This is a genomic window from Ancylobacter sp. FA202 (genome assembly GCF_000380205.1).
Lineage (GTDB): Bacteria > Pseudomonadota > Alphaproteobacteria > Rhizobiales > Xanthobacteraceae > Ancylobacter.
The window spans coordinates 76,598-102,096 of sequence record NZ_KB904819.1; the positions used below are offsets into that span (position 1 = coordinate 76,598).

Annotated in this window: 27 protein-coding genes; 18 read left to right on the forward strand and 9 right to left on the reverse strand. The window is 66.4% G+C overall.

The window, feature by feature from the left end; translation table 11 throughout:
• The 5 genes from A3M1_RS0123815 (at position 1) to A3M1_RS0123835 (ending at position 4,846) form a co-directional block, all read left to right on the forward strand.
• Entirely contained in the window at positions 1-765 is a 765-nt protein-coding gene (locus A3M1_RS0123815; protein ID WP_018391501.1) for a glucosamine-6-phosphate deaminase, read from the forward strand.
• Positions 766-817: 52 nt separating this feature from the next.
• A complete protein-coding gene (locus tag A3M1_RS0123820) occupies positions 818-1,981 on the forward strand; it encodes an extracellular solute-binding protein (protein ID WP_018391502.1) in 1,164 nt (387 codons plus the stop codon).
• A 78-nt stretch (positions 1,982-2,059) separates the two neighbouring features.
• Positions 2,060-3,130, forward strand: a complete 1,071-nt coding sequence (locus tag A3M1_RS0123825; RefSeq protein WP_018391503.1) for an ABC transporter ATP-binding protein — start codon at positions 2,060-2,062, stop codon at positions 3,128-3,130.
• Positions 3,127-4,011, forward strand: coding sequence for an ABC transporter permease (locus A3M1_RS0123830; protein ID WP_018391504.1), 885 nt, complete (start codon positions 3,127-3,129; stop codon positions 4,009-4,011). Before A3M1_RS0123825 ends, A3M1_RS0123830 begins: the two co-directional genes overlap by 4 nt.
• Positions 4,012-4,015: 4 nt before the next feature.
• Positions 4,016-4,846, forward strand: a complete 831-nt coding sequence (locus tag A3M1_RS0123835; protein WP_018391505.1) for an ABC transporter permease — start codon at positions 4,016-4,018, stop codon at positions 4,844-4,846.
• A gap of 73 nt (positions 4,847-4,919) precedes the next feature.
• Here the strand turns inward: A3M1_RS0123835 and uxuA are convergent, their stop codons facing one another.
• From uxuA to A3M1_RS0123850, 3 genes are read right to left on the reverse strand one after another with little or no spacing between them, the layout of a single operon-like run.
• Complete coding sequence (uxuA, locus tag A3M1_RS0123840) at positions 4,920-6,134, reverse strand: mannonate dehydratase (protein ID WP_026221487.1); 1,215 nt, start codon at positions 6,132-6,134, stop codon at positions 4,920-4,922.
• Complete coding sequence (locus tag A3M1_RS0123845; protein WP_018391507.1) at positions 6,131-7,648, reverse strand: mannitol dehydrogenase family protein; 1,518 nt, start codon at positions 7,646-7,648, stop codon at positions 6,131-6,133. The genes uxuA and A3M1_RS0123845 overlap by 4 nt, the downstream gene beginning before the upstream one ends.
• On the reverse strand, positions 7,645-8,385 hold the full coding sequence (locus A3M1_RS0123850) for a GntR family transcriptional regulator (protein ID WP_018391508.1): 741 nt from the start codon (positions 8,383-8,385) through the stop codon (positions 7,645-7,647). The genes A3M1_RS0123845 and A3M1_RS0123850 overlap by 4 nt, the downstream gene beginning before the upstream one ends.
• A 111-nt stretch (positions 8,386-8,496) precedes the next feature.
• Here A3M1_RS0123850 and A3M1_RS0123855 point away from each other — a divergent pair, with 111 nt between their 5' ends.
• From A3M1_RS0123855 to A3M1_RS0123880, 6 genes are all read left to right on the forward strand, one after another.
• Positions 8,497-10,035, forward strand: coding sequence for a UxaA family hydrolase (locus tag A3M1_RS0123855; RefSeq protein ID WP_018391509.1), 1,539 nt, complete (start codon positions 8,497-8,499; stop codon positions 10,033-10,035).
• Between the two features lie 25 nt (positions 10,036-10,060).
• Complete coding sequence (locus A3M1_RS0123860; RefSeq protein WP_018391510.1) at positions 10,061-11,254, forward strand: AGE family epimerase/isomerase; 1,194 nt, start codon at positions 10,061-10,063, stop codon at positions 11,252-11,254.
• A gap of 221 nt (positions 11,255-11,475) precedes the next feature.
• Positions 11,476-11,760, forward strand: coding sequence for a PepSY domain-containing protein (locus A3M1_RS0123865; RefSeq protein WP_018391511.1), 285 nt, complete (start codon positions 11,476-11,478; stop codon positions 11,758-11,760).
• Positions 11,760-12,350: a cytochrome b/b6 domain-containing protein gene (locus tag A3M1_RS0123870; RefSeq protein ID WP_018391512.1), complete on the forward strand. Its 591-nt coding sequence runs from the start codon at positions 11,760-11,762 to the stop codon at positions 12,348-12,350. The genes A3M1_RS0123865 and A3M1_RS0123870 overlap by 1 nt, the downstream gene beginning before the upstream one ends.
• 22 nt (positions 12,351-12,372) lie before the next feature.
• Entirely contained in the window at positions 12,373-13,047 is a 675-nt protein-coding gene (locus tag A3M1_RS0123875) for a response regulator transcription factor (protein ID WP_018391513.1), read from the forward strand.
• Positions 13,044-14,432: a HAMP domain-containing sensor histidine kinase gene (locus A3M1_RS0123880; RefSeq protein WP_018391514.1), complete on the forward strand. Its 1,389-nt coding sequence runs from the start codon at positions 13,044-13,046 to the stop codon at positions 14,430-14,432. The genes A3M1_RS0123875 and A3M1_RS0123880 overlap by 4 nt, the downstream gene beginning before the upstream one ends.
• Before the next feature lie 4 nt (positions 14,433-14,436).
• Here the strand turns inward: A3M1_RS0123880 and A3M1_RS25365 are convergent, their stop codons facing one another.
• The 3 genes from A3M1_RS25365 to A3M1_RS25370 are packed head-to-tail and all read right to left on the reverse strand — an operon-like array spanning position 14,437 to position 17,292.
• Entirely contained in the window at positions 14,437-16,014 is a 1,578-nt protein-coding gene (locus A3M1_RS25365) for a glycosyltransferase family 39 protein (RefSeq protein ID WP_018391515.1), read from the reverse strand.
• Positions 15,998-16,288: a lipid-A-disaccharide synthase N-terminal domain-containing protein gene (locus A3M1_RS0123890; protein ID WP_018391516.1), complete on the reverse strand. Its 291-nt coding sequence runs from the start codon at positions 16,286-16,288 to the stop codon at positions 15,998-16,000. Before A3M1_RS0123890 ends, A3M1_RS25365 begins: the two co-directional genes overlap by 17 nt.
• Positions 16,285-17,292 carry a glycosyltransferase family 2 protein gene (locus tag A3M1_RS25370; RefSeq protein WP_245261952.1) on the reverse strand — a complete coding sequence of 336 codons (1,008 nt, stop codon included), beginning with the start codon at positions 17,290-17,292 and terminating at the stop codon, positions 16,285-16,287. The genes A3M1_RS0123890 and A3M1_RS25370 overlap by 4 nt, the downstream gene beginning before the upstream one ends.
• A gap of 1,086 nt (positions 17,293-18,378) precedes the next feature.
• Between A3M1_RS25370 and repA the strand changes: the two genes are divergently transcribed.
• The 7 genes from repA to A3M1_RS0123930 all read left to right on the forward strand — a co-directional run bounded on the left by repA (position 18,379) and on the right by A3M1_RS0123930 (position 23,689).
• A complete protein-coding gene (gene repA, locus A3M1_RS0123900) occupies positions 18,379-19,596 on the forward strand; it encodes a plasmid partitioning protein RepA (protein WP_026221489.1) in 1,218 nt (405 codons plus the stop codon).
• 157 nt (positions 19,597-19,753) lie between these two features.
• Entirely contained in the window at positions 19,754-20,752 is a 999-nt protein-coding gene (gene repB, locus A3M1_RS0123905; RefSeq protein ID WP_018391519.1) for a plasmid partitioning protein RepB, read from the forward strand.
• Positions 20,753-20,941: 189 nt separating this feature from the next.
• Positions 20,942-22,171 carry a plasmid replication protein RepC gene (gene repC, locus A3M1_RS0123910; protein ID WP_018391520.1) on the forward strand — a complete coding sequence of 410 codons (1,230 nt, stop codon included), beginning with the start codon at positions 20,942-20,944 and terminating at the stop codon, positions 22,169-22,171.
• Between the two features lie 76 nt (positions 22,172-22,247).
• The gene (locus tag A3M1_RS0123915) at positions 22,248-22,481 is read left to right on the forward strand and encodes an AbrB/MazE/SpoVT family DNA-binding domain-containing protein (protein ID WP_026221490.1); all 234 of its coding nucleotides are present in this window, start codon (positions 22,248-22,250) and stop codon (positions 22,479-22,481) included.
• Positions 22,478-22,888 carry a type II toxin-antitoxin system VapC family toxin gene (locus A3M1_RS0123920; protein WP_018391522.1) on the forward strand — a complete coding sequence of 137 codons (411 nt, stop codon included), beginning with the start codon at positions 22,478-22,480 and terminating at the stop codon, positions 22,886-22,888. Before A3M1_RS0123915 ends, A3M1_RS0123920 begins: the two co-directional genes overlap by 4 nt.
• Before the next feature lie 118 nt (positions 22,889-23,006).
• On the forward strand, positions 23,007-23,252 hold the full coding sequence (locus tag A3M1_RS0123925; protein WP_018391523.1) for a type II toxin-antitoxin system Phd/YefM family antitoxin: 246 nt from the start codon (positions 23,007-23,009) through the stop codon (positions 23,250-23,252).
• Positions 23,252-23,689, forward strand: coding sequence for a type II toxin-antitoxin system VapC family toxin (locus A3M1_RS0123930; protein ID WP_018391524.1), 438 nt, complete (start codon positions 23,252-23,254; stop codon positions 23,687-23,689). Before A3M1_RS0123925 ends, A3M1_RS0123930 begins: the two co-directional genes overlap by 1 nt.
• A gap of 23 nt (positions 23,690-23,712) precedes the next feature.
• Here A3M1_RS0123930 and A3M1_RS0123935 read toward each other — a convergent pair whose 3' ends face one another.
• From A3M1_RS0123935 to A3M1_RS0123945, 3 genes are read right to left on the reverse strand one after another with little or no spacing between them, the layout of a single operon-like run.
• On the reverse strand, positions 23,713-24,792 hold the full coding sequence (locus A3M1_RS0123935; RefSeq protein WP_018391525.1) for a site-specific integrase: 1,080 nt from the start codon (positions 24,790-24,792) through the stop codon (positions 23,713-23,715).
• Complete coding sequence (locus tag A3M1_RS0123940; protein WP_018391526.1) at positions 24,792-25,196, reverse strand: type II toxin-antitoxin system VapC family toxin; 405 nt, start codon at positions 25,194-25,196, stop codon at positions 24,792-24,794. The genes A3M1_RS0123935 and A3M1_RS0123940 overlap by 1 nt, the downstream gene beginning before the upstream one ends.
• Positions 25,196-25,450, reverse strand: coding sequence for a type II toxin-antitoxin system Phd/YefM family antitoxin (locus A3M1_RS0123945; protein ID WP_018391527.1), 255 nt, complete (start codon positions 25,448-25,450; stop codon positions 25,196-25,198). Before A3M1_RS0123945 ends, A3M1_RS0123940 begins: the two co-directional genes overlap by 1 nt.
• Between the last annotated feature and the right edge of the window lie 49 nt (positions 25,451-25,499).

A 25,499-nucleotide genomic window follows, 5' to 3' on the forward strand; every position in this document is an offset into this window, starting at 1 on the left:
ATGATCGACATCCACCTCTTTGAAACCAAGACGGCGAACGGCCTGGGGGCGGCCGATTTCGGCGCGGCCGCCCTGCGCGAAGCCATCGCCGCGCGCGGCCGGGCCAATGTCGTCATCGCCACCGGCGCGAGCCAGTTCGAGATGCTTGAGGCGCTGGTCGCCGCGCCCGGCATCGACTGGTCGAAGGTCACGGCCTTCCATCTCGACGAGTATATCGGCATGCCGGAGACCCACCCGGCCAGCTTCCGCAAATATCTGAAGGAGCGCTTCACCGGCCGGCTGCCGACGCTGGGCGCCTTCCATTTCATCGCTGGCGACGCGCCGGATCTCGACGCCGAGCTGGCCCGCATCAATGCCGAGCTCGACGCGCACCCGATCGACGTCATGTTCGCCGGGATCGGTGAGAACGGCCATCTCGCCTTCAACGATCCCCCCGCCGATTTCACCTCGACCGTCGCCTATAAGGTGGTCGAGCTGGAAGAACGCTGCCGTCGCCAGCAATTTGGCGAAGGCTGGTTCCCCACCCTTGAGGACGTGCCGCTTGAGGCGATCTCGATGACGGTGCAGCGCATCGCCTCCAGCCGCCTCATCGTCCTCACCGTCCCGGACGAGCGCAAGGCCGAGGCGGTGCAGCATGTGCTGGAAGGTCCCGTCACCAATATGTGGCCGGCCTCCATCCTCCAGCAGCACCCCGCCTGCCACGCCTTCCTCGATAGCGCCGCCGCAAGCCGTCTCAGCAAGAAGACCGCAGCCGCGAACGCCTGAGTCCGCACCTTGCAGTGCCGATCGCCGACAACAACCAGAGTGGAGAGAACGAATGTCCCTTATGCGTTGGAAATCCAGCCTGCTGACCGCGGGCGCCCTGCTCGTCGCGACCAGCTTCGGTGCCATGGCCGAGCCCGTGGTGATCAGCGTGATCGATGTCGCCGGCGACCTCCAGGTCAGCCAGCCGGCGCTCGAAAAGTTCCAGGCCGAGCATCCCGAGCTGGTCTCGAAGTTCATCTTTACCCAGGCGACGGCGCCGGAGCTTGCCGGCAAGCTGAAGGCACAGCAGGAAGCCGGCCGGGTCGATATCGACTTCGTGCTCACCGGCAATGACGCGCTCGCCGCCGGCATGGAACAGGGGCTGTGGCTGCAGATCCTGCCGAAATACGCCGACAAGTTCCCCAATCTGAAGGAACTCTACATTCCCGGCGCCTATCTGATGCAGGAGATGGCCCGGGGCGAAGCCTTCGTCATCGACTGGTATCCCTCCGGCCCGCTGCTCGAATACGCCCCCGACCGGGTGAAGGAGCTGCCCGACACGCCGGCGGCGCTGCTGGCCTATTGCAAGGCCAATCCGGGCAAGTTCATGTATGCCCGCCCGGCCAATTCCGGCCCCGGCCGCACCTTCGTGATGGGCCTGCCCTATCTGCTCGGCGACAAGGACCCGCAGGACCCGATCAAGGGCTGGGACAAGACCTGGGCCTACTTGAAGGAACTCGACACCTGCATCGAATACTACACCGCCGGCACCACCGCCTCGATGAAGGAACTGGCCAACGGCACGCGCGACATCATCGCCACCACCACCGGCTGGGACATCAACCCGCGCTATCTCGGCATCGTGCCGGAAGAGTATAAGATCGGCGCCTTCAAGAATTTCACCTGGGTGGGCGATGCCAATTACATGGCGATCCCCAAGGGAATTTCCGAGGAGAAGCTCAAGGTCGTGCTGGAACTGATGGCGTTCCTGCTCAAGCCGGCGCAGCAGGCCTACATGTATGACCATGGCTACATGTATCCCGGCCCGGCCATCAAGGGCGTGACGCTCGACATGGCGCCGAAGGAGAGCCAGGAAACCATCGCCAAGTTCGGCCGGCCCGAATATGCGGCGCTGATCGCCGACAACCCGACCGAAGCCCCGCTGGATGCCAAGCCCCTCGTGGCGATGTTCGACAAGTGGGACCGCGAGATCGGCGCGGCGAAGATGAAGAAGTGACGCGCGTCCGGCGGGCCGCGTCCGCGCGGCCCGCCGGAAGGCTCTGACCCTCGTTTTTACCAGCAGGATTGAAGCGCGATGGCGATAGCATCCGCCGGCTTTCGCGAGCTCCGGCTCGACGGCATGAGCCGGAACTTCGGCGCGCACAACGCGCTGAAGGAGATCAGCCTTACCGTCCAGCGCGGCGAGTTCATCGCCCTGCTCGGCCCTTCGGGCTGCGGCAAGTCCACGGCGCTGAACTGCCTCGCCGGGCTCCTGTCGCTCAGCGACGGCGCCATCTGGCTCGACGAGAAGCGCATCGACACGCTGAAGCCGGAGGAGCGCGGCTTCGGCATGGTGTTCCAGAACTACGCGCTGTTTCCCCATATGAGCGTGCGCCGCAATGTCGGCTTCGGCCTGCAGATGAGCGGCGTGCCGAAGGCCGAGATCGAGCGGCGGGTGGACGAGGCGCTGAACGTGGTGCGTCTCACCTCCCAGGGCGCCAAGCTTCCCGGCCAGCTCTCCGGCGGGCAGCAGCAGCGCGTCGCCATCGCCCGCGCCATCGCGGTGGAGCCGCCCCTCGTCTTGATGGACGAGCCGCTCTCCAATCTCGATGCCAAGCTGCGGTTGGAAATGCGCGCGGAAATCCGCCGCATCCACCGCCTGCTCGGCTCGGCGACGATCTATGTCACCCATGACCAGGACGAGGCGCTCTCGCTCGCCGACCGCATCGTCGTGCTGCGCGATGGCGAGGTGCGGCAGATCGGAACGCCGCAGGACCTCTACCGGCGGCCGCTGCATGCCGATGTCGCCGAGTTCATGGGCTTCCGTAACGCCCTGCCCGGCCGGCTGGTGCGCCGCGAGGGCGAGGAGGTCGAGGTCGATTGCGGCTTCGCCGGCGCGGTGCGTGGCCAGGCGGTGGATGTCGCGGGCGAGCGGGTTCTCGTCGCCATCCGGCCGGCCGATCTCGTGCCGATGGCGCACGGGCCGATCCAGGCCGAGGTGACCGGGCTCGAATATCGCGGCGAGGCCTATTATGGCACGGCAACCGGGCCGGGCGGCGCGGAACTCTATTTCCGCACCGATGAGCCGCTTGGTGTCGGCGCGGCGGTGCGGCTTGGCGCGCCGGCCGAGCGGACGCTGGTCTATGCGGCGGGGGGCGTGGGATGAGCGCTGTCCGCCGCCCGCGCCGGCGCACCCTTGCCGACCGTGGCCTTGACGGGGTGACGTTGCTTGTCCTTCCCGCCGCACTGTTCGTGGTGCTGCTGTTCGTCTACCCCTTCATCTACGGGTTGCTGCTGTCCTTCGCGCCGAAGGAAGGGGGCTGGCTCGGCAACTACACCAAGTTCTTCGCCGACCCCTACATGTACGGCACGATCTGGCTGACGCTGCGCCTCGCGCTGCCGGTGACGCTGCTCAATATCGCGCTCTCGGTGCCGGTGGCGATGCAGGTGCGGCACATGAAGCGCCAGCGCCTGCTCACCACCATTCTCGTGCTGCCGATCACGCTCGGCACGGTGCTGGTGGCGGAAGGGTTGCTGAACTATCTCGGCCCGCAGGGCTGGCTCAACCGCACGCTCATCCTCATCGGCCTGATCGACCGCCCCATCCGCCTGGTGCACAATTACTGGGGCGTGTTTATCTCGCTCGTCATCACCGGCTTCCCCTTCACCTTCCTGCTCACCCTGTCGATGATCTCAGGCATCGACCCAGCACTGGAACAGGCCGCCGCCACGCTTGGCGCCCGCGCCCGGAGCCGGTTTCGTCACATCGTGCTGCCGCTGATCGTGCCGGGGCTGGCGGTGACGTTCTGCCTCGCCTTTGTCGACGCCTTTTCGGTGTTCCCCTCGGCGGTGATGCTGGGCGCCCCCGCCGGCGAGACGCGGGTGATCTCGTTCGCGGCGGCGCAGGCGGCGTTCGAGCAGTATGATTACTCCTACGCCTCCGCCATCGCGATGATCATGGCGGTGGTGCAGTTCGGCTTCGTCGGTTTGGTGCTGACGGCGCGAGGGCTCTTCTACAAGGGCCCGGTCGGCGGCGGGAAAGGGTGAGGCCATGGAAAGCGCGCTGGAACGGCTATGGCGGACGCTCGTCTGGGCCTTCGTCATCTTCTTCGTGATCAATGTCCTCGCGATGATCGCGACCGTCGTCATCAATTCCTTCGGCACGCGCTGGCTCAGTTCCTGGCTGCCGGCGGCCTTCACCCTGCGCTGGTATGCCTCCGCCTGGAAGGAATTCCAGCTCGGCGACGTGCTGCTGGTGACCTTCCAGATCGCTGGGGCGGTGGTGCTGCTCTCGGCACTGATCGGTGTGCCGGCGGCCTATGCGCTGGCGCGCCGGGAGTTCCCGGGCAAGCCGCTGGTGATCGTGCTGTTCCTGCTGCCGCTGCTGGTGCCGCCCATCACCTTCGGCATTCCACTGGCGACGGTGCTCTACAAGGTCGGCTTGGCCGGTACGATGTGGGGCGTCATCGTCGCCAATCTGGTGCCGACCGTGCCGTTCACCGTCATCCTGATGATCCCGTTCATCGAGCAGATCGACCCCAAGGTCGAGGCGGCCGCCCGGGTGTTCGGCGCGGGAACGGGCCGGCTGTTCATCCACGTCCTCGTGCCGCTGCTGGTGCCCGGCATTCTGGCCGCGACGCTGCTGGCGATGGTGCGGACGGTGTCGATGTTCGAACTGACCTTTCTGACCGCCGGCCCGTCGAGCCAAACGCTGGTCGTGGCGCTCTATTATTCGGTGTTTGCCGCCGGCGTGCGGGCGGGCCAGTCGATCGACGCCATGGCCGTGATCTACATGCTGAGCACGCTGATCTGGCTGATCGTGGCGCTGCGCTTCGTCAACCCGACGCAGATCGTCGCCCGAGTAAAGAAGTCCGCCGCCTGAGCCGACGGCCGCGAAAAGAAAGGCCGCGCCGCCGATCCGGAAGCGCGGCCTTTGCTGTTGAAGCGCTTGTGCGTCAGCGGAAGGCGGCGAGCGCCGCGTCGGGCAGCCGGTCCAGCACGCGCATGATGCCGCGCAGCTCCGCCAGCCCCTTCATCCGCCCGGCGGCGGTGTAGCCGGGATTGCGCACCTCGTCGGTGGCGAGGTCGCCCAGCATGCGGTGCCCATGGTCGGGGCGCAGCACGATCGTCTCGTCTTCGCCCCGCCGCCGGTTCTCCGCCATCAGCACGGCGAGAACGGCCGGCATGTCGACATCGCCCTCGAGATGGTCGGCCTCCTGGAAGCCGAGTTGGTCCGTGTCGCGGCGTGTGGCGCGCAGATGGGTGAAGTGGATGCGTTCGGCGAACCGCTCTGCGATTGCCGGCAGGTCGTTGTCGGCGCGCACGCCGAGACTGCCGGTGCAGAAGCACAGGCCATTGGCGGGTGAGGGCACGGCGGCGAACAGCGCGGCGAAGTCGGCGGCCGTCGAGGCGACGCGCGGAAGGCCGAACAGCGGGCGCGGCGGATCGTCGGGGTGAATCGTCAGCTTCACCCCGAGCGTTTGCGCGACCGGGGCGACGATCTCCAGGAAGGCGATCAGATTGGCCCGCAGTCGCGTGGCATCGATCGCGGCGTAAGCCGCGAGATACTCACCGAACTCGTCGAGGCTCAGCCCCTTGGTGGTGCCTCCGGGAAGGCCGGCCAGCACGGTGCGGATCAGGCTGGCGACGTCGTCATCGCTGAGTGTCTCGGCAACTTTCCGCGCTGCCGCCTGCTGCGCGTCGTCATAGTCCGCAGCGGCGCCCGGCCGCTTCAGCACGTAAAGGTCGAAGGCGGCGAAACGGTTCTGGTCGAAACGCAGGGCCGTCGCGCCGGTTGCCAGCGGCCAGTCGAGGTCGGTGCGCGTCCAGTCCAGCACGGGCATAAAATTGTAGCAGACCACATGCGGCCCTACCGCCGCCACAGCCTCCAGGCTGGCGATCCAGGCATCGATGGCGGCGCGCGCGTCCCGCCCCTCGCGCTTGATGGCGTCGGCGACGGGGATGCTCTCGACCACGGACCAGCGCAGGTGCGTCCGGTTGCCGGGCCCGTCCTCGATGACGGCGCGCCGCTCCTCGACCTTCTCGCGGGTCCAGGCGACGCCCGGTGGCACCTCATGTAGCGCGGACACGATGTCGGTCGCCCCCGCTTGCCGGGCATGGTCGAGCGTCACGGGATCACTCGGGCCAAACCAGCGCCAGCCCTGTCTCATCGTCCTGCCTCCTGCGTGTCTACGAATTGCGCCACGGCGCGTCCGGCGCCGATCCGGTAAAGGGTCGACAGCGCCTCGCGGACCGCGCGGACGAGGCGCGGATCGGCCGCGAGGCCGGGGTCGAAGATCTCGCGCACGCCGAGCAGGCTCGGAACCAACGCCGCCGGCGACGGCCCCGCCGCATCGGCGAGCGCGCGCAGGCGCCCGGCGAATGGGTCGCGCACATCGATCGCCCGGCCCTGCTCGTCGACGCCGCTCACGAAGCGCATCCACGCTGCGAGCGCCAACGCGAGACGCGAGATAGGCGCGCCATCGGCGAGGCGGGCGCGGATGGTCGCAAGCAGGCGCTGGGGAATCTTCTGCGAGCCATCCATGGCGATCTGCCACGTCCGATGATGCAGCGCGGGATTGGCGAAGCGGCGGAGCAGCGCGGATTTGTAGGCGGCGAGATCGGCGTGTGCGGGTACATCCAGCGTCGGGGTGACCTCAATGTCCATGAGCCCGCGAATGAAGGCGGCGAAGCCTGGCGCGGCAATCGCCTCCGCTACGGTCTCGTGGCCGGCGAGATAGCCGAGATAGGCCAGCGAAGAGTGGGAGCCGTTCAGCAGGCGCAGCTTCATCGTCTCATAGGGAGCGGCATCGGCGACAAGTTCGGCACCCGCCTCCTCAAGGCGCGGACGGCCGCCGGGGAAGTCGTCCTCTATCACCCACTGCCGGAAAGGCTCGGTCACGACCGGCCACGCATCGGTCACTCCAAGCCGTGCCTCGACGGTGTCGCGGTCGGCAGGCGTCGTCGCCGGGACGATCCGGTCGACCATTGTGCAGGGGAACGCCACCTCGTTCTCTACGAAGTGACCGAGACCCGGGTCGCGAAGACCGGCCAGCCGGCTGGCGATGCGCCGGACGAGCCTGCCGTTGGCCGGGAGATTGTCGCAGCACAGCACGGTGAAGGGCGGGATGCCCGCCGCGCGACGGCGTGCCAGCGCCTCGACCAGGAATCCGGGCGCGCTGCGCGGCAGGCCGGGCATGGCGAGGTCATGCAGGATATCGGGATGGTCCTCGCGCAAATCGCCGGTTGCGGGATCATGGCAATAGCCCTTCTCCGTCACCGTCAATGACACGATCCGCACCTGCGGGGCGCTCATCGCGTCGAGCAGCGCGGCCGGCGCTTCCGGCGCGACCAGCAGGCGCGATACCGAGCCGATGATCCGCGCGTGATCGCCTTCCTCGTCGCGCTCGACCAGCGTGTAGAGACCGTCCTGCGGTGCCAGGGCGTCCCGCGTTTCCGGCGATCGCAGGCTCGCGCCGAGAATGGCCCAATCGCGCTCGCCGGCCCTCATGCGGTCGTCGACGAAGGCGGCCTGATGCGCCCGGTGGAACGCCCCGATCCCCAGATGGACGATGCCGACGCGCTGGCTGGCGCGATCATAGGCCGGACGCGCGGCGCCCGATGGGAGCCGCCCCAGCGACGCCGTCGAGAGCCGTAGCGCGAAGGGTGTTGGCAGCGAACTCATCGCGTGGACCGGTCCTTGCGCCGCACGGCACGAAGCGGCACGGCGGCCGGCTCGCCCTCGGACGTGGTACGCGCATCGGCGTCGAAATAGTCGGGACGCGCGCGCAGCAATTCGTCGAGGCCCGGCAGCACATTGCCGAGGTGCTCCGCCATCGCCCGGTCCGCGGTTTCGGGATCGCGCGCGGCGAGGCCGGCGAGGATCGCGCGGTGCTCGGCCATCACCATTTCGCGGCGACCGGAGATGGGCAGATGAAGCACGCGACAGCGATCGATCTGAACTTTCTCCTGCCGCGCCACCCGCCAGAGATTGGGATGTCCGGACAGGATGGCGATGCGCCGGTGGAACTCCTCGTCTTCCGTGTGGAAGCCGGCCCAGTCGCTGGCCTGCTCGCTGGCCTGCTGCCGGTCGAGGATGAGGCGCAGCTCCGCGATGTCGGCATCCGTCACCTTCGAGGCGGCGTAGCGGACCGCCACCCGCTCCAGCGCCTCGCGGATCACCATGCCGTCCCGCAGCGCCTCGACGCTGATATGCGACACGAAGGTGCCGCGCTGGGGGAAGATGTCGATCAGCCGCTCGTCGGCAAGGCGCAGCAGCGCCTCGCGCACCGGCGTGCGGCTGACGCCATAGCGCTCGGCCAGCTCCTTCTCCGACACCGAGGCGCCCGGCGGCATCTCACCGCCGACGATGCGCTCGCGCAGCAATTCATAAATGCGCGCGGAGGCCGGGATGGCCCGCATCGGGGTTCCTTGAAGGGGGGACGAGGAGAGCCGCGGCTCCGGGCACTTCATGGTTGGCATGTCCACACTAATATATTAGCATATCAGAGAAGGCAAACTGAACGGTAGGCGATGAGCGACCTATACCTATCCTCGTTTCGGGCAGAGCCGCGCATCCTTCGGCTCGACGGAGCCGACAATCTCGTCGTCGCGGTGGACGCTATCCTGCCCGGCGACCGCGCCAGCGGGGTCTTGGCCCGCGACAAGATTCCGCGCGGGCACAAAATGGCGCTGCGCCGGATCGGTATCGGCGAGCCGGTCATAAAATTCGGACAGCCGATCGGTCTGGCGTGCGCCGACATCGCCCCCGGCGAATGGGTGCATGTCCACAATGTGAGTTTGACCGCTCTGCCGCATGCCGACTTTGGCACGGGCACATACGCGGCCGACCAGCCTGCCTTCGGAGTGCCGTCGACCTTTCAGGGCTATCGCCGCCGCGACGGGCGTACCGGCACGCGAAACTACATCGGCATTCTCACCTCGGTGAACGGCGCCGCCTGCGTCGCCCGGTTTGCCGCCGACACGCTCCTCCGCTTGGGGGTGCTGGACGCCTACCCGAACATAGACGGCGTGGTGCCGATCATTCACGGCACAGGCTGCGGCCTCGCCGAGCGGAGCGAAGGCTACGAGGTCCTCCGCCGGACGCAGTGGGGCTATGCCTGCCATCCCAATTTCGCCGCCGTGGTGATGGTCGGCCTCGGCGGCGAGGTGCTGCAGATCGCCCGGATGAAGCAGGAATGCGGGGTCGAGGAGAGCGACGGCTTCCGGACGCTGACCCTCCAGGAGGCCGGCGGAACCCGCCGCACCGTCGAGCAGATCGTGGGCACCATCCGCGAGATGCTGCCGCGCGCGGCGTCCGCGCGGCGCGAGACGCGCCCGGCCAGCGAACTCATGCTCGGCCTGCAATGCGGCGGCTGCGACGGCTATTCCGCCCTCACCGCCAATCCCGCGCTTGGCTTCGCCTCGGACCTGCTGGTACGCGATGGGGGCACGTCAATCCTCTCCGCGACCCCGGAGATTTACGGTGCCGAGCATCTTCTGGTGCGCCGCGCGTCCCCGGGCGTCGGAGACCGATTGATGAAGCGGCTGCGCTGGTGGGAGGACTACGCCGCGCGTAACGGCGCCGAGATGAACAACAACCCGTCTCCCGGCAACAAGGCTGGCGGGCTCACCACCCTGTTGGAGAAGTCGCTCGGCGCCGTCGCGAAGAGCGGCCAGGCCGCTTTGCAGGCCGTCTATGAATATGCCGAGCCGGTGCGCACGCACGGCCTCGTGTTCATGGACACGCCCGGCTTCGATCCGGTTTCGGCCACCGGTCAGGTCGCCGGCGGAGCCAACCTCATCTGCTTCACGACGGGACGGGGCTCGGCATTTGGCTGCAAGCCGGTGCCATCGCTGAAGCTTGCCACCAACAGCGAGATATACCACCGCATGACTGACGACATGGATATCAACTGCGGTGAGATCCTCGAGGGCGTGTCGCTTGAGGCAAAGGGCCGCGAGATCTTCGATGCCCTTCTGCGCGTGGCATCGGGCGAGCGCACCAGGTCGGAGCGGCTCGGCTATGGCGACGCCGAGTTCGTGCCCTGGCAGATCGGCGCGGTGATGTGAGCCGGGCCAGAGTCAAAGCCGCCCGATGACCAACCTTGTCGCGCCTGCGCCCCCCGCGGATCTTTCGGCATGGCTGAAAGATCGGTTCATTCCGCGCTGGGTCGAGCGCACCTGCCAGCCGGGCCTTCGCGGCTATGTGGAGGAGATCCCCGCGACGGCGCACGGACAGCCCCTGCCGAGCGAACACACCACCATGGTGACGGGACGTCTCGTTTACACCTTCAGCATGGCCTATCAGTTCGACGGGTCGCCGCAGACGCTACGCGGCGCCGAGCATGGCCTGGCTTTTCTCCTCGACAGCTGCCGCCTGTCATCAGGGCATTTCGCGCATCGTGTGGGCCGCGACGGGCAGGTCCTCGATCCGCGCGGCGATCTCTACGATATCGCCTTTGTCCTTCTGGCGCTTGGCGGCTATAGCGCGGCGACCGGCAGGACGGCAGGGCTGGCCGTCGCCCAGGAGATCGCTGCGCACCTCGACAGCGACTGGCTCGATCCCTTGGGAGGGTATCGCGATCCGGCGGGGGCAGGTCTTCTCCGCCTGCAATACCCGCAAATGCACCTCTTCGAAGCCTGTCAAATGCTCGCCGCCGTCGATCCGGGCGGCGGATGGCTTGAGCGTGCTGAACGGATCGTCGATCTGGCGGTGCGCCTCGTGGACGAGCATGGCGCTATCGATGAGTGGTATGGTCCCCGATGGGACGCCCTCGCGCCCGAAAAGCGGCAGAGGGAGATTGGCCATCATTTCGAATGGGCGTGGCTTCTCTTCGTCTATGCCACGAGAACCGGCTCGAAACCTGCGCTCCAACTGGCCTGGCGCCTTTTCCACTTTGGCCTCAAGGCAGCGGGCATTCCTTCGGCGGCACCAGACCAAACCATCCCGAATTCCATCGACGCCTGGGGCCATCTGACCTCGGCCACCCGGCCGCTCTGGCCGACGATCGAGCTGGCCAAGGCATCTCTCGCAGCGGCGACGATGGATGAGAACGCGGATCACGACGCCCTGGCACTGCGAAGCTTCGGGATCATGCTGTCGCAAATGGATCGGGGCAATGATCTTTGGGTAAATGAGATCGATTTGAGTAATTTAAATTCGTATTCGTCTCTGCCTACACGCTCATTATACCACATAATACCATGCCTTATATTTTTCTCTCACAGCAAGTATTTTGGTAAACACCCCGGAAGGGCAAGCATTCTCCAGCCTTTCTGGGGCCGATGAGATTGAGCTCAGCGCGGACCGATGCGTTGACAATCCAGCCGTATCCCAATCCCCATGCGACGTCAGGCGCCTGTATGGCGCGGGTTGCCAGTCGGGATGCTGTCCAGGGCGGGCGACGGCTTTCAGGGCTGAACTTGCGACAAGCGACAGTAAGTCGACAGGTTGACGCGGCGATCTCTCTCGTGTCGGCAGCCCGCCGATGTGCCAGAGGATTTCACCAGATGCGTATGATCGCCACCGGTCTCGCCGCCGCCTTCCTGATCGCCCCGATCGCCGCCCCGATCGCCGCCTATGCCGGCCCGGCCTGCACAACCGAGGCGAAGGACAAATGGATGACCGAAGACGCCATGAAGGCGAAGGTCGCTGAGATGGGCTATCAGAAGATCAAGACCTTCAAGGTCTCCGGCAGCTGCTACGAGATCTACGGCTACACCAAGGACGGCAAGAAGGCCGAGGTCTATTTCAACCCGGTCTCCGGCGCGGTCGTGAAGTCCGAGATCGACTGATGAGCGGCACCCTCCCCTCCGTCGGTGCCGCCTCAGGCGGCCCGGCCCATTCCCCCCGGGAGGCGTTGCCCGCGCCGGAGGTCATGGTGTGGGATCCGGTGGTCCGGATTTTCCACTGGACCGTCGTTGCCGGGTGCCTGCTCAACCTTTTCGTCGTCGAGGACGGCGAGGCGCTGCACGAGATCATCGGCTATGTCGTGGCTGCGGTTCTGGTGGTGCGGGTCATCTGGGGCTTCATCGGCACGCCCTATGCCCGCTTCGCCGCGTTCGTTCCCGGCCCGCGCCGGCTTGCGCAGTATCTATCGGCGCTTGCCAAGGGCCGCGAGCCGCGCATGTTGGGGCACAACCCCGCCGGCGCGGTGATGATGCTCGCGCTGATGGCGCTGCTGGCCGCCACCTGCGTCAGCGGCTGGATGATGGGCCTCGACGCCTTCTGGGGCGCGGACTGGCTGGAGGAGACGCACGAATGGCTCGCCAATTCCATCCTGGTGATGGCGCTCCTGCACGCGGCGGCGGCCCTGATCGAGAGCCGGCGTCATCGCGAGAACCTCGTGCTGGCGATGATCACCGGCCGCAAGCGCCGCGCCTGACCCCAGCCAGGGGGAGCCGATCATGAGGCTCCTCCTGGTGGAAGACAGTGTGCGCCTGCGCGAGCTAGTCAGCGAGACGATCCGGCAGGCCGGCTGGCGGATCGACACGGTGGGCTCGCTGGAGGAGGCGCAGTTCGCCGTCGACACCAACGCCTATGACCTCGTGCTGCTCGATCTCGGCCTGCCCGATGGCGACGGGCTCGACTTCCTGCGGGCCCTGCGCCGCAAGCGCAGCACCACGCCCGTCCTTGTGCTGACCGCCCGAGGGGCGATCGACGAGCGCATCGCCGGGCTGGATGCCGGCGCCGACGACTACCTCACCAAGCCATTCAACAATGGCGAGCTGTTGGCCCGCTCGCGCGCCTTGCTGCGCCGGGCCCCCACAATGGCGCCGGTGCTGGAGGCCGGGAGGCTGCGCTTCGACCTCTCGCGGCTGGAAGTGAGCTGCGGCGAGGATATCCTGCCTCTCACGCCGCGCGAGCGCGCCGTGCTGGAAATCCTCATGCGCGACTTCGGCAAAGTGATGCCCAAGCGCGTCTTGGAGCACAAGCTCTCCGATTTCGACGAGGACATTTCCGCCAATGCCATCGACCTGCATCTTTCGCGTCTGCGCAAGAAAATCGCGGCCCATGACGCTGGCATCGCCATCGAGACGGTGCGCGGCGTCGGCTATCTTCTACGAGAGACCGAGACATGAGCGCCGCCCCACTGCCTGCGGCCACGCGGAGGGACCGCAGAAAGGGGCGCGCGCTCGGCGTTCTCGTGGCGCGGCGCATCATACTTTTCACGCTGCTGGCCATGGTCGCGCAGCTTATTGCCGTGGTTGCCGAATATGCGGGCGACCCTGACAATCTCTCCCGGCTGCTGCTGGAGCGCGAGACGCAGACTCTGGCCGAGGGCTTCACGCTCACCGGTACCGGGCTGCGCTACGCACTGCCCGCCGGTCTGCGCGGGCGCTACGATGTCAAGGGTTCGGGCTATGTGGCCCGCGTGCGAACCCCTTCCGGCGTGATCCTGTTCTCGCATTGCGACGCCTCTTGCACCGAGCATTTCCTCCCGCTTGATCTCAACCCGCCGAGCTTCTGGCTGCGCATCCTCACCGAGGGCTACCCGCTCACCTTTGCCGGGGGCCATACGGTGGATGTTGGCGGGCGCCACGCCTTTATCGAGGTGGCCATTGATGGCGATCCGCAGGGTGCGCTCTGGCGCGTGTTCGCCGATGAGGTGACCGAGCACATGCTGGTGCCGATGAGCATGACGCTCATCTTCGTGCTCGGTGCCAGCCTCTACTCCATCCACGCGGCGCTGAAGCCGGTGCGCGAGGCCGCGCTCGCCGCCGAGCAATTCGACCCGATGAAGCCGCAGAGTGGCCTGCCGACGCAGGCCATGCCACGCGAGATCGCCCAGCTCGCCGGGGCGGTGAACCGTTCCTATGAACGGGTGCGGGCGCTGGTCGCCGGGCAGAAGCTGTTCACCTCGGCCATCGCGCACGAAATCCGCACGCCGCTCGCCGTGGTGCGGCTGGAGCTGGAGCGGATCGATCATCCGCGCGCGCGGCAGGCGATCCATGAGGTGGATGAACTCTCGCGCTTCCTCGAGCAGATTGTCGCCCTCGCCCGGCTGGAAGCGGCGGATACGCGCGGCTTCGCGCCCGTCGCTCTCGACGGCATGCTGGAAGAACTGATCGGCTCCATCGCGGCCTTCGTCTATGGCGCCGGCGCCTCCATCGGCTTCGAGCCCTCCTCCGATCCCGTGGTTGCCGGCTATGCGCCGCTGCTTCGTGACGCGGTACGCAATCTCATCGAAAATGCGGTGCGCCATGGCGGCACGGGCGTCACCATCCGCGTCGCCTCGCAGCCGGATGGTACGATCGAGGTCGCCGATGACGGAATCGGCTTCGGCGGCGTGCCGCGCGAAGACGCGCCAGGCTTCTACAAGCGGGCCGGGGGGCTCGGCATCGGGCTGGAGATCGTTCGACGCATCTGCGAACTGCACGGCGCGCGGTTCGAGATCGGCCCGGGCCCGTCGGGCGGCACATTGGCCCGCATTCTCTTTCCCGCCTCCGATCCCGCCGTGAGGTGAGCCCTCAGTGCGCCGGGCTCGCCGGCCACAGGCCGAGGCGCTGCTTCATGAAGGGCTGCTCCCAGGCCGGGGATGACGCCAGAGGCGCTTCGCCGGCATGGAAGCGGGCGAGGATCTGTCCGTCGGGATGGGCTGTCCGCCAGGCCTTCAGCTCGTCGTCGCGCAGCAGGTCCATTGGCCGGGTGAGGCGGGCGAGATAGCCGATCTCTCCCTCGTAGAGCCCGACCACCGCGATGGGCCGGGTGGCGTCGATGCGAACGAGCAGCGGGGCGAGATCGAAGGCCGGCAGCCGTCCGAGTCCCGCTTGCAGCAAGCCCGCCAGCAGCAGCGCACCCGTCACTGCCGCGCCGGCGCTCAATGCGTGGCGCCGCAGCGCCCAGACCGGCACGCCGAGGGCGATGAGCAGCAGGCCGGGCCACACCGCGAGCGGCGGCAGGAACTCCGGGAAGTTTGGCGCCAGCCGCGCGCTGCCGACCATTGCAATGCCCGCGATCAGCACGGCTAGTGCGGGACCCATCTCGGCGCGGGACGGCGCGGCGCCGATCAGGCGAGCGAGAAGGAGCGCTGCGGCCGGCAGCGCTGGCAGCAGGTAATGAAGCTGCTTGCTGGAAATGGCCGACATGATGATGAGCGTTCCGGCAGCCGTGATCACCGGCAGCCGCCACGCCCGCTCACGCCAGAGTGCTGCCACTGCGGCCCCGTTCCAGAAGCCGGAGAGGCACCACCAGGGGAAGAGCAGCGCCGGCAGAAGCGGCAGGTAGAACCAGAAGGGCCTGCGATGGGCGAAGGCCTCCACCATCCGTCCCGCCGTCTGCCGCCACAGCAGCATACCGGCAAAAGCCTCGCCTGCGGCCCCGGCGGCGGCGACCGCCCAGACGAACACAGGAAGCGTGGCGAGAGCTAGGGCGCCCGCCAAAGCGAGATACCAGCGCCGCCAATGTGCCGGCCTCTCCGCCCAGAGCGGGGCCAGCAGGGCGGCGGGCAGCACCTGCACCAGCATCACCGGCCCCTTGGCCAGCAACCCGAAGGCCACCGAAAGACAAAAGATCGCCCAGCCGCCCGCCTGCCCGCGCCCGGCCCGCAGCAGGCCGATGAGCGCGGTGACGCTCGCCGTGGTCAGCATGGCGTCGAACATGACCGAGGTGGCGAGTGCGGCATAGGCGGTGAAGCCCGCGAGCACCACAGCGGCGCGGCCCCCGAGCGCCGGACCGGCAAGATCCCGGCCGAGCCGATAGGTCGCGAGCACGCTCAGGGGAAAGAACAGCGCGGGTATCAGCCGGGCGCTCCATTCCTGCGGGCCGGTCACGCTCCAGGCGAGGTTAACCAGCCAGAATAGCAGCGGCGGCTTGTGGCTGTAGGGCGCACCATTGAGGTGCAGCAGGATCGTGTCGCCGGAGGTCCACATCTCCCAGGCGACCGTGAGATAGCGTGTCTCATCGACCGGAAACGGCCCGCGCAGCAGCAGGGTCAGCGCCAGTGTGGCAAAGGACAAGGCGAGAGCCAGCACCAGCGGTCCGGCACCCGCGCGGCTGAGGGACGGAGTGGTGGCGATAGCGGCCTCGGCCTCAGACAGCGCCGTCACGCCATGCCTCCGGCGCGGCGCTCTGTCGCCGGATCAGGCGGATATTGCGCAGATAGATGGCGAGGCCCGCGCCCTGGCCGATGATGAAGACCGGGTCGCGCTGGTAGACCGCATAGGCGGCGAGGCTCAACGAGCCGGCGATGCTCAGATACCAGAAGCTGTGCGGGATGATGCTGCGCCCCTCGCGCTCGCTCGCCCACCACTGGACGAGGAAGCGGGCGGAGAACATGCCCTGCCCGAGCAGGCCGACGGCGAGCCAGAGGCCGGCGCTCACGAGCGGGCCTCCCGCCGGGCATCGGCGCGGGTCCCGGGCACCATTTCGGGCAAAATCTCGGGCAAAACCTCTGGACGACTCATGCGCGCGCCCAGCCACATCACCCCGGCGAGATCGACGATGCCAACCCAGAGCCGGTTCCAGGTGCCGTATTTGGAGTGGCCGGCCGAGCGCGGCCGATGGTTGACCGGATGGGTCAGCACGACGCCGCCTTCCCGCTGGATCAGCGCCGGCAGGAAGCGGTGCATGTGGTCGAAATAGGGGAGCCGCTGATAGGTCGCGCGGTCGAACACTTTCAGGCCGCAGCCCGTATCGGTCACGCCGTCGCCGAGCAGCGCGCCGCGCACCCGGTTGGCGAGGCGCGAGGAGAGGCGCTTGACCAGACTGTCATGGCGCCGGCGCCGCTGGCCGGCGACCATCCGCACGTCCCTGCCCTGCCCGGCCGTGCGGTAGAGCGCCAGAAGCCGGGGAATGTCCGCCGGGTCGTTCTGCCCGTCCGCATCGAGCGTGACGATGATCCGCCCCAGCGCGGCGTCGACGCCGGAGCGTATGGCGGCGCTCTGGCCATGCGAGCGGGCATGGGTGAGAAGCGCCAGCTGATGATGCTCGCGCGCGGCCTCCGCCACCACCCGCGCCGTCGCATCGGTCGAGCCGTCATTGACGACGATGATCTCGTGGCAAATACCGGCCAATGCGAGGGCGATCTCGGCCAGCAGCGGGCCGATGGCGCCGGCCTCGTCGCGCGCGGGGATGACGACGGACAGATCCGGCAGGCCCGGCGCCCGGCGCGGCCGGGGCGGCAGCCGATCGCCGACGGCGCGGCCGGGGAAATCGGCAGGCCCGGGCCCGGGCGCCGCCGCGGCAACCGCGCCGAGGACCGGGGGGATGGCGCCTCCCGTGTCCAGCGTCGGGACGGTAATACTTGCCATCCCTTCGCCAGTGACGAGGCCGAGCGGGGGCTGGCACGCGCGCACCCGGCGAATCGATGGAACGAGGTCGTTCAAGCGCTCATCCTGTGCGCGCGTCTCAACACGATGTGGCATCCGGGCCTCCCTGTCTGCCCGTCATTCCACTAGCGGCCCGAACCTGTCGGGAGGCTGTCGGTCCCACAGCGAAGTGAACGGGGCTCTGGCCCCAACTGCGGTGTATTGTGGCCATGCCCCAAGCGTTCAGCGAAGCGGAACGTGAGCTAGTCGGTGGTCGGCTACGTCACTTGTTGGTGCAATTCCGACGTGGGAAGGAGGACCGCCCCCAACCTTAATCATGGTAGCGACAGGGGGCTGGCGCGCGGCATTTGGCGCGGAAGTGACCGCACGGAACGTCTGGCTCAGTCACCCGACCGATCTCGAACGATAAACCGCGCGTCCAGGCTCCCCCCTTGGATGTTCCTCGCTCCCGAACGGTAGATAGGCTTACGCACTGATGGCGATGAGCTCTTCTTCGCTGAGCGCGGATCCAATGGGAGTGTCTGGCGCGTGGCCGGCACGTCGACCCAGAAGAATGCGCGATCGCGATCGTCGGGCCAGACGACCGAGCGCACCGCGTCGGAAGCAGCGCCCTCGCGCCGTTTGTATTGCGGCGTACAGAACATTGCGCGCCGTTCGACAGTTGGAGACGATCGATTGCCGCTCTAGGATGCGCTGAACAAGGCGCCAAACCGGCTGGGCGAACAGGTGGCGCGCTGTCCGCCGTTCGGAAGGTCCGAATGTGCAGAAGCAAGCCCCTCCCCTCCCCTCCCTCCGCGTCCCTCCGCTTCCCTCTCGCTGCCGGCTCCAGGAGACGTCGGCTCCCCAGGGTGAGTCGCGCCTGCGCGCTGCGGCAGAAGGACGGATCGGGAAAGGCGATGGCTCGGTGGCGACCACGGTTTATCAACGGGGTGAAGAAACCAAGCGGCACCTCTCATCGGTGCCGGCAAGCGACTATAAATAAAGCAGAATAACGCTGGTTGTGGGCACGTTGCGCGTGCGTTCGGGTTGCCACTATTAACCGGTCATTAACCCATATCTCCTTGCCGAAGCGTCAGAATCATGCGCTATCTTCAGACGGAAAGAGCGCGTCTGACGCTCTAAAACCGTCTTGAGCACGAAGATATGGCTACTCCTGTAAGGCTCGGGTTTCAGAATGGGTCTACCGCGGCCTGGATTTCCCAGCGCGCGGAGGCTTTGTCGGCCCGTCTGCGTGCGGTTGGGGAGCTTGCCTTTCCGCCGTCAGCGCAGAAGTCGTTACGCTCTTTTACCTCGGGAGAGGTGGCGGAGATTGTCGGCGTGTCGGATGGCTATCTCCGACAATTGTCGCTGGACGGCCTCGGGCCTACTCCCGATATTGGCGCCAGTGGTCGGCGTTCCTACACGCTGACTCAAATCAATGAACTTCGGGCCTTTCTGGCCTCTAGCCGACCGAAAGAGAGCCTGAAATTCTGGCCGCGTCGGCGACCCGGTGACAAGCTTCAAGTGCTCACGGTCGCAAATTTCAAGGGCGGTTCGGCCAAGACAACAACCTCGCTTTATCTTGCCCAGGGGCTCGCCCTGCAGGGCTTTCGGGTGCTGGCGATTGATCTTGATCCGCAGGCCTCCCTCTCCTCAATGTTCGGCTATCAGCCCGAATTCGACATACCGGAAAACGCGACGCTTTATGGCGCGATCCGCTACGACGAGCGGCGCGTGCCGATGAAGGACGTGGTGCGCCAGTCCTATTTTTCCGGAATCAGCATTGTGCCGGGCAATCTTGAGCTCATGGAGTTCGAACACCAGACGCCGCGCCACATGTTGAATAATCGCGGCGCCGCGGAGGATCTGTTCTTCCGCCGGGTGGCGGCGGCGATTGAGCAGGTCGAGGCGGATTTCGACGTGGTGGTGATCGACTGCCCTCCCCAGCTCGGTTTCCTCACTATGGGTGCTTTGAATGCGGCGACTGGAATGATCGTCACGGTTCACCCGCAGATGGTCGATGTCGCGTCCATGAGCCAGTTCCTGCTCATGACCTCGGATCTGCTGACGGTCATCGAGGAGGCGGGTGGGGCGCTCGAGTTCGACTTCATGAAGTTTCTGATCACTCGGCATGATCCGAGGGATGTGCCGGAACAGGAGATTGTCGGGCTGCTGCGCGATATTTTCGGTGCCGACGTGCTGGCGGCGACGGCCTGGAAGTCGACGGCCATCGCCAATGCCGGATTGACCAAGCAGTCGCTTTACGAGCTGTCGCGCGGGTCGGTGGGACGCTCGGTCTATGACCGGGCGATGGAATCGGTCAACGCGGTGAACAGAGAGGTCATCGAGCAGATTGCGCGTGTCTGGGGGCGGGTGCCGTGACGGAGCGAGTTCCCCTGCCCTCGACCGGACCGCTTTTTCGTCTGCCTTTGTTGTCTGCGGACAACCGGGGCTTCGTATGCAATCGAGTGCTTATGCGGCCTGATTGGTTGCGAAGAATATGCCGGCAGTCGGGGCACGTGGCGACGAGAGAGGCGAGATGAGCAAGCGCACCCAATCCATTCGCTCGATGTTCGCCGGGCGCGGCGATGGTGAGTTGTCAGCTGACAACAAGCCCTCCCTACCCCGCGTGACCGCCGGGGCGGTCCGTTCGCTGAAGGAAACCTTCACCGATGTCGAGCGCGACTACCAGGCATTGCGCGAGCAGCTGTCGAATGGCGCGATCGTGGTGGATCTCGACCCCACTCTCGTGGACCCCTCGCCTTTTGCCGATCGCATCCATGATCAGGACGAATCGTCCTTCGAGGAGCTGAAGCGTTCCATCGCCGAGCGCGGGCAGGAAATCCCCATTCTGGTTCGCTCCCATCCCTCGTCACCGGGACGCTACCAGAGCGCCTATGGGCATCGCCGGGTGCGCGCCGTTCGCGATCTCGGAGGCCAGGTCAAAGCCTATGTCCGGCCACTGACCGATGAGGACCTGGTCGTCTCGCAGGGCATCGAGAACTCGGCGCGCGAAGATCTCAGCTTCATCGAGCGGGCGCTGTTTGCGCTCAAGCTGGAAGATGCCGGTTTCCAGCGGACGGTGGTGCAGTCCGCCTTGACGATCGATCGGGCCGAAGCCTCCAAGCTCATCGCCGTGGCGAAAGCGATCCCGGCCGATCTGGTCGCAGCAATCGGGCGGGCACCCAAGGTCGGCCGCGGCCGCTGGCAGTCGCTGGCAGAGCTTCTTCAGGACGCGGCGCTGGTGAAAGAGGCGCGGGGGCTTATCGCGCAGCCGGATTTTCGGACGCAATCGACCGGCGAACGGTTTGATACGATCTACGGCCTGCGCAAGGCGCCGGCTCCGCGGGCGCCCGCAACGCAGGAACAGACGGTGCGCAGCCGGGATGGAACCGAACTCGCAACATTGGTGCGATCGAAAAGGATCGTGCGCCTACAGATTGATCGGGAGCGGAACGAGGCTTTCGCTGACTTTGTGCTGCACAAGCTGCCCGATCTCTACGAACTCTACACGCAGGAAAGGAGCGTTGATGAATGACGATTAGCCGGTAAAGGCCCACAGGCTGTAGCCGCAAAGAAAAAGGCCCCCGAAACGAATTCCGGAAGCCCTTCTCGATCTTTGGCGAGTTTGAGAATCGCACTTCCTAGAATCACCGTCAAGCCTCTCGTGAGGCCTTAGCGCCGTTTCGGCGAGCGTTTTTCCTTGCCCAGATCAAGGTGAAGGAAAATGCAGACGCATATCACGACGACGCCCTTTGGGCGGCGGTCGCTTTCGCTTGCCCATGTGGCAAGTCAGGCAGTGGCAAAGGCGCGCCCGCTCGACAAGGCGGTGCACAAATGGAACGTGTTCCGGGCGATCTGCACCGCGAAAGCGCGTATCGGTGTCTCCGAGCGGGCCCTGGCGGTGCTCGATGCGCTGCTGTCCTTCCACCCGGAGACCGCGCTGACCGGTGAGGACCTCATCGTATTCCCGTCCAACCAGCAATTGTCGCTGCGCGCCCATGGCATGGCGCCGGCAACGCTGCGCCGGCATCTCGCGGTGCTGGTGGATGCCGGGCTGATCGTGCGGCGCGACAGCCCCAACGGCAAGCGCTATGCCCGCAAGGACCGGGGTGGCGAGATCGAGCTGGCCTTCGGCTTCGATCTGTCGCCGCTGGTGGCGCGCGCCGATGAGTTCGAGGCCTGGGCCGAAGAGGTGAGGGCGGAAGAGCGGGCGCTCAAGCTGGTGCGCGAGCGCATCACCCTGTGCCGGCGGGACATCGCCAAGATGATCGCCACAGGCATTGCGGAGGGCGTCCCCACACGCGGGCGCGGGCAGGGGCCGGCCGACTGGATGGAGATCCACGGCCTTTTCCGGTCCATTGTCGAGCGGATTCCGCGCAACGCTATCCGACTGGCACTGGAGCCGATCGCCGAGGACCTGGCGCTGCTCGCCGACGAGATCCTTACCCTGCTGGAAGCACACGTGAAAACGTCAGTTTCAAGCGCCAATGAGTCTCAAACTGAGCGCCACAAACAGAATTCAAATCCAGACTCCCCTATTGATCTTGAACCTCGCTTTCGAGAAAGCAGGGGGGCGGGGGCCGAACTGAAGACGGAACTGCCGCGCCAGCCAGAAGGCGCCTACCCCCTCGGAATGATCCTCGATGCCTGCCCCGACATCGTCGACTATGCCCGGGGTGGAATTTCCAACTGGCGGGACTTCATGGCAACCGTCGCCATTGTCCGGCCGATGTTGGGAATCAGCCCTAGCGCCTGGGAGGAGGCGCAAGCGGCGATGGGCGAGGTGCAGGCGGACGTGGTCGTTGCCGCCATTCTCCAGCGCGGCACGGCGATCAACAATGCCGGCGGCTATATCCGCGATCTGACGCGAAAGGCGGAAGCGGGCGCCTTTTCCATCGGACCCATGCTCATGGCGCTGATCGGCAAGCGGAAAGGCGAGAAGAGACGGGCCTGACAGGGGGCTGCGCGGGTTGAAGGGCCGCGCAGCGTGTAATACTTCTCCTTCAAGTGTCCTTACCGGGATTGGCATGATGAGTACGACCGTGACGTCCAAGGGGCAGGTGACGATTCCCAAGTCGGTGCGCGACCTGCTGGGTATTGTGGCGGGCAGCCGCGTCGATTTTCGGCGCGCGCCGGATGGCAGTGTGGTCCTGACGCGGGCGGACGAAAAGCGCGCGCCCAGTCGTTTCGCCAAACTGCGGGGGCATGCCGGTAAGGGGCTGACGACGGATGCGATCATGGCCTTGACGCGCGGTGATACGTGACGCTGATCGATACCAATGTCCTGCTGGATCTTGTCACCGACGATCCGCATTGGGCGCAATGGTCGATCGATCAGCTGGAGGCGGCATCTCTGCGCGGTCCGTTGCTCATCAACGATGTCGTCTATGCCGAACTTTCGGTTCGTTATGAACGGATCGAGGCTATCGAGGCGGTTCTGAGTGAAACGGGGATAGCCGTTGCGCCTATGCCGCGCGCTTCGCTGTTTCTGGCGGGCAAGGTCTTTGCCTCGTACCGCAGGGCGGGTGGCACGCGCACCGGTGTGCTGCCGGATTTCTTCATCGGCGCGCATGCGGCGGTGAGCGAGCTGCCGTTGCTCACGCGCGATAGTGGCCGCTATGGGCGCTATTTTCCCTCGCTGTCGCTGATCTCGCCGGAAGCGGGGGATTAGGGAAGGCACTGCGGAGGATCAGGAATCGATCCCGGCGACGGGTTTCATCACGGCCAGTACCTTGTCGCCCGAGGCGGGCCTTGCTATATGACTACTGTAGTCATATTGAGAGGCGGCAATGAGAGAGATCCAGCTCAAGGACGCGAAGGCGAGCCTTTCTGCAGTCATTGACCAAGCCATACAGGGCCATCCCGCCGTCATTACGCGGCACGGCCGCAAGCAGGCCGTCGTTCTCTCGTTCGAGGACTATGAAAAGCTGGCGAATGTTCCGAGTTTCGGCAGGCTTCTTGCCTCTTTTCCGGGCGACGAGGCGGATATCCCGCAGCGAAGCTCAAAGCCTGCCCGTTCTGTCATCGACTTCTGATGTTTTTGGTCGACACCAACGTCATCTCCGCGTTGGCGCCCTCAAAGCGCGGCGCCGTCCCGGAGATCGTCGCGTGGCTGGAGGAGGCCAGTCCACATCTGTTCATGTCCGTCATCTCGGCTGCCGAGGTGGGCAGCGGGATCGCTAAGGCGGAACGGGAGGGCGCCACGACAAAGGCGCGAGTGCTGGAGGAGTGGTGGCAGAGCCTTGAGTACCTCTATGCTGAAAAGCTGCTGCCGTTCGACCTGAGATGCGCACGCGCGGCCGGGCTTATCCTCGATCGGGCGCGGGCATACCAGCCGGGCTTTGAGGATATCGCCATCGCCGCCACGGCTCAGGTTCATGGATTTACGGTGCTGACGCGGAACGTGCGGCACTTCGGGCCCTTGGGCGTTCGCGTCGCCGATCCCTTCCAGGAGCTGCCATCCTTGCCCTGATACGGCAGGGGAGGGCTTTCGCGTTACAGCCCCGCCGCCTTGGTCAGGTTCACCCGAAAACGGTCGCGCCGGCGCTGATAGCGGCGGGTCATCTCGGCGGAGGCGTGGCCGAGCTGCTTTTGCACATAGCGCTCGTCCACCTCGGCCGATGAGGCGAGGCCCGCGCGCAGCGAATGGCCGGAGAATTTTATCTCCCGCTCGCCCTCGCTGAGATCGCCGCGCACCCCGGCGGCCAGTGCAGCGCGCTTGACAAGGCGGGCAACCTCCCGGTCGTTCAGGCGCTCGGCGCCGACAGTCGTGCCACCTCCCGTCACGCGCCGGAACAGCGGGCCATGGCCGATCCGCGCCAGCTGCAACCAGGTCTGCAGCGCGCTGACCGGGCAGGTGGCATCCGAGGAGCCGCGCCCGATCTCCACCTCGCGCCAGCCGGTTTTTCCGCGCAGCGTGACGACCATCCCCTTGTCGAGGACTTCCACCCAGCCGCGCCCGTCCGACGTCTGCTCGCGCCCCAGATCAAGACCGACGATTTCCGAGCGGCGCAGGCCGCCGGCGAAACCGATGAGCAGCATGGCCCGGTCGCGCAGGCCGCGGAGGGACCCGCGGTTCAGCGTTTCCAGCATGGCGCGCAGGTCCTCGGGAAGCACCGCTTCCTTTTGACGGGGCGGGGCGGCGTGGGTGTTGCGGATGCCGGCAAGCACGGTGGCGATGTGCCGGTCCTTGCGGTCGAGTGGCGTGCCGCGCTGGGCGTAGTTCCAGCCAATGGCCGAGAGCCGCCGCTCGATGGTTGCGACGGAATTGGCCTTGCCGCCGGGGAGCGCCGTGCCCGAGGCGCAGGCGGTGATGTAGAGGCCGACGATCTGGGGGGAGGGGGGCAGTGGGTCGAGGCCCTGCCGCCGGCACCAGCCGGAAAAATGCGCCCAGTCGCTGGCATAGGCGCGGCGCGTGTTTGCCGAGCTCGCCGCCTCGACATAGTCCCGCGCACGATCGGTAAGTCGTTCGAGATGGGCGGGCAGGGCCGATGACGGCTGCACAACAGGCGAGGGGAGGGGCCGGTCGGGCAACTGATCCTTCGCCTCCGTGAACGGTCCCTCAGCTTCGCTCATCAATCGGCGTCCCACGGGTTAATGAAGGAGGCGCCGGTATCTTCGACATCCTTCACATTGCGGGTGACGAGAATGAGATCGTGGACAATGGCGGTCGCCGCGATCAGCCCGTCAATGTCGCCGCGTGGCCGAATGGCGGCGATCCGCCCCCACTCGACCGAAATCGCATTGGTGACGGGGAGAATGCGGTCAGCATGATCGTGGCGGAGCTTGCGCAGCCATTCGGCGAGATGCCCGGCCGTCCGGGGATCGGTCATCTGCTTCAGCGCGATGCCGCGCATGATCTCGCCGAGGGTGAGCGTGCTGAGATGGACGCTGAGCGGATCGACGCCGCGCAGCCAGGCTATCGCCGGCCATGAGCCGCGCCGGGCCTCGGAGATGACGTTGGTATCGACCAGATACATCAGAGCGCGACGTCGCGGCTCGGAGCGCTGGCGCGCCGCTCAACGGCCTCGGCGAGGTCAGCGTCCCAGGCTGGGCCGGAGAGAAGATCATCGACCAGGCTCGGTCGGCCGGCACGCAGCGCGTCATAATCGGCGGCGGAGAGCACCACTGCAGCGCGCTCGCCGCGCAGGGTGACGATCTGCGGTCCCTCGGAGCGTGCTTTCTGCACCACGCGGGAGAACTGGTTCTTGGCATCCTGCAGGGGCCATTCCATCGGCGCGCGTTCCTAGCTAGGCTGTCTAGCTTTATAGGGGCTGTTCACG

Bases quoted from the DNA above. Each gene is read 5' to 3' on its own strand.
- A3M1_RS0123815 (WP_018391501.1), top strand. From the start codon at position 1: ATGATCGACATCCACCTCTTTGAAACCAAGACGGCGAACGGCCTGGGG.
- A3M1_RS0123820 (WP_018391502.1), top strand. From the start codon at position 818: ATGTCCCTTATGCGTTGGAAATCCAGCCTGCTGACCGCGGGCGCCCTG.
- A3M1_RS0123825 (WP_018391503.1), top strand. From the start codon at position 2,060: ATGGCGATAGCATCCGCCGGCTTTCGCGAGCTCCGGCTCGACGGCATG.
- A3M1_RS0123830 (WP_018391504.1), top strand. From the start codon at position 3,127: ATGAGCGCTGTCCGCCGCCCGCGCCGGCGCACCCTTGCCGACCGTGGC.
- A3M1_RS0123835 (WP_018391505.1), top strand. From the start codon at position 4,016: ATGGAAAGCGCGCTGGAACGGCTATGGCGGACGCTCGTCTGGGCCTTC.
- uxuA (WP_026221487.1), bottom strand. From the start codon at position 6,134: ATGAGACAGGGCTGGCGCTGGTTTGGCCCGAGTGATCCCGTGACGCTC.
- A3M1_RS0123845 (WP_018391507.1), bottom strand. From the start codon at position 7,648: ATGAGTTCGCTGCCAACACCCTTCGCGCTACGGCTCTCGACGGCGTCG.
- A3M1_RS0123850 (WP_018391508.1), bottom strand. From the start codon at position 8,385: ATGCGGGCCATCCCGGCCTCCGCGCGCATTTATGAATTGCTGCGCGAG.
- A3M1_RS0123855 (WP_018391509.1), top strand. From the start codon at position 8,497: ATGAGCGACCTATACCTATCCTCGTTTCGGGCAGAGCCGCGCATCCTT.
- A3M1_RS0123860 (WP_018391510.1), top strand. From the start codon at position 10,061: ATGACCAACCTTGTCGCGCCTGCGCCCCCCGCGGATCTTTCGGCATGG.
- A3M1_RS0123865 (WP_018391511.1), top strand. From the start codon at position 11,476: ATGCGTATGATCGCCACCGGTCTCGCCGCCGCCTTCCTGATCGCCCCG.
- A3M1_RS0123870 (WP_018391512.1), top strand. From the start codon at position 11,760: ATGAGCGGCACCCTCCCCTCCGTCGGTGCCGCCTCAGGCGGCCCGGCC.
- A3M1_RS0123875 (WP_018391513.1), top strand. From the start codon at position 12,373: ATGAGGCTCCTCCTGGTGGAAGACAGTGTGCGCCTGCGCGAGCTAGTC.
- A3M1_RS0123880 (WP_018391514.1), top strand. From the start codon at position 13,044: ATGAGCGCCGCCCCACTGCCTGCGGCCACGCGGAGGGACCGCAGAAAG.
- repA (WP_026221489.1), top strand. From the start codon at position 18,379: ATGGCTACTCCTGTAAGGCTCGGGTTTCAGAATGGGTCTACCGCGGCC.
- repB (WP_018391519.1), top strand. From the start codon at position 19,754: ATGAGCAAGCGCACCCAATCCATTCGCTCGATGTTCGCCGGGCGCGGC.
- repC (WP_018391520.1), top strand. From the start codon at position 20,942: ATGCAGACGCATATCACGACGACGCCCTTTGGGCGGCGGTCGCTTTCG.
- A3M1_RS0123915 (WP_026221490.1), top strand. From the start codon at position 22,248: ATGAGTACGACCGTGACGTCCAAGGGGCAGGTGACGATTCCCAAGTCG.
- A3M1_RS0123925 (WP_018391523.1), top strand. From the start codon at position 23,007: ATGAGAGAGATCCAGCTCAAGGACGCGAAGGCGAGCCTTTCTGCAGTC.
- A3M1_RS0123930 (WP_018391524.1), top strand. From the start codon at position 23,252: ATGTTTTTGGTCGACACCAACGTCATCTCCGCGTTGGCGCCCTCAAAG.
- A3M1_RS0123935 (WP_018391525.1), bottom strand. From the start codon at position 24,792: ATGAGCGAAGCTGAGGGACCGTTCACGGAGGCGAAGGATCAGTTGCCC.
- A3M1_RS0123940 (WP_018391526.1), bottom strand. From the start codon at position 25,196: ATGTATCTGGTCGATACCAACGTCATCTCCGAGGCCCGGCGCGGCTCA.
- A3M1_RS0123945 (WP_018391527.1), bottom strand. From the start codon at position 25,450: ATGGAATGGCCCCTGCAGGATGCCAAGAACCAGTTCTCCCGCGTGGTG.